The organism is Kitasatospora sp. NPDC047058, from assembly GCF_040643935.1.
Classification (GTDB): Bacteria; Actinomycetota; Actinomycetes; order Streptomycetales; family Streptomycetaceae; genus Kitasatospora.
Genome location: NZ_JBEYVJ010000846.1, coordinates 1 through 1,487 on the forward strand (window position 1 = coordinate 1; position 1,487 = coordinate 1,487).

Annotated in this window: 2 pseudogenes; one reads left to right on the forward strand and one right to left on the reverse strand. The window is 76.7% G+C overall.

What is annotated here, in order from left to right:
* Nucleotides 1–95: pseudogene (locus ABZ885_RS41030) on the reverse strand (site-2 protease family protein); the annotation flags it as partial.
* On the opposite strand from ABZ885_RS41030, the pseudogene ABZ885_RS41035 reads away from it, so the two are divergent.
* Nucleotides 95–1,285 (forward strand): annotated as a pseudogene (locus tag ABZ885_RS41035) (PTS transporter subunit EIIC); the annotation flags it as partial. The pseudogenes ABZ885_RS41030 and ABZ885_RS41035 sit on opposite strands and share 1 nt — an antisense overlap.
* Between the last annotated feature and the right edge of the window lie 202 nt (nucleotides 1,286–1,487).

The following is a 1,487-nucleotide window of genomic DNA, read 5'->3' on the forward strand; positions in this document are numbered from 1 at the left end:
AGTAGCAGCGCCGCGCAGACCAGGTTCTCCAGCGGGCCGGCCGCCGAGATCAGGCTGTGCTTGAGCCGCCCCTGGATCCGGTGCCGCTCGATCCAAGGCGGAGGCCCGGGCCAGGAGCGCGACCCCGGTCAGGCTCGTGCTCCGCCGGATCGCGAACGTCTTCGTGCCGCTGATCCCCGCGTTGATCGGCTGCGGCATCGTGGCCGGCGTCAACGGCGCGCTCGCCAACCTCGGTTGGGCCCCCGCGCTGGTGCCGGCCCTCACCGCGATCTCCTCGGGGTTCATGTCCCTGCTCGCCGTCTTCGTCGGCTGGAACACGGCGAAGGAGTTCGGCGGCACACCCGTGCTGGGCGGTGCCGTGGCCAGCGTGATCGTCTACGCGGGGGTCACCAAGGTGGAGGCCTTCGGCCACCCCCTCGCGCCGGGCCAGGGCGGGGTGATCGGAGCGCTCGCCGCCGCACTGCTGGCGGTCCAGGTCGAACGGCGGACCCGGCGGCTGATGCCCGACGCCCTCGACGTCCTGCTCACACCGACGGTCACCGTGCTCGTCAGCGGCCTGGTCACCCTGTTCGGCCTGATGTTCCTCGCCGGAGAGGTCTCCACGGCGATCGGCGACCTCGCCACCTGGCTGCTGTCCCACGGCGGCGCCCTGGCCGGGCTGGTGCTCGGGGGCCTGTTCCTCCCGCTGGTCATGCTCGGCCTCCACCAGGCGCTGATCCCGGTCCACACCACCCTGATCCAGCAGCAGGGCTCCACCACGCTCCTGCCGATCCTCGCCATGGCCGGGGCCGGGCAGGTCGGCTGCGCCGTCGCCGTCTACCTGCGGCTGCGCGGCAACGCCTCGATCCGGGCGACCATCAGGTCCGCACTCCCCGCGGGGTTCCTCGGCATCGGCGAGCCGCTGATCTACGGGGTCTCGCTCCCGCTCGGGCGCCCGTTCGTCACGGCCTGTCTCGGCGGTGCCTGCGGCGGCGCCGTCGTGGGGCTGCTGGGCCAGCTGGGCACCACCGTCGGCTCGACCGCCATCGGCCCCTCCGGCTGGGCGCTGTTCCCCCTGCTGACCGGCTCACGCGGTTTCGGGGCCGGCGCGGCCGTCTACGCCGCCGGCCTGGTGACCGGGTACGTCACCGGCCTGCTGGCCACGTACTACTTCGGCTTCACCCGGGAGATGCTCGACGAGCTCGGCGCCCGCGCACCGGAGCAGCGTCCGGCCGTCGGCGCCGCCGCCCGCACCGATGCCCCCGAGCCCTCGGGCCCCGGTCTCGACACACCTGCGGCCCCGTAGCCGCAGCCGCAGCCGGGACACCGGGCCGGCGGCCGGCCTGCCGGGTGGCAGGCCGGCCGCAGCCACCCGCCGGGGGGGGGGGGCGGCCGGGGCCGGCGGGGGGGGGGGGGGGGGCCGGGGGGGGGGGGGGGGGGGGGCGGCGGCGGGGGGGGGGGGCCCCCCCCCCCCCCCCGGCCCGGCGAGGACCCCCCCCGCCCCACCC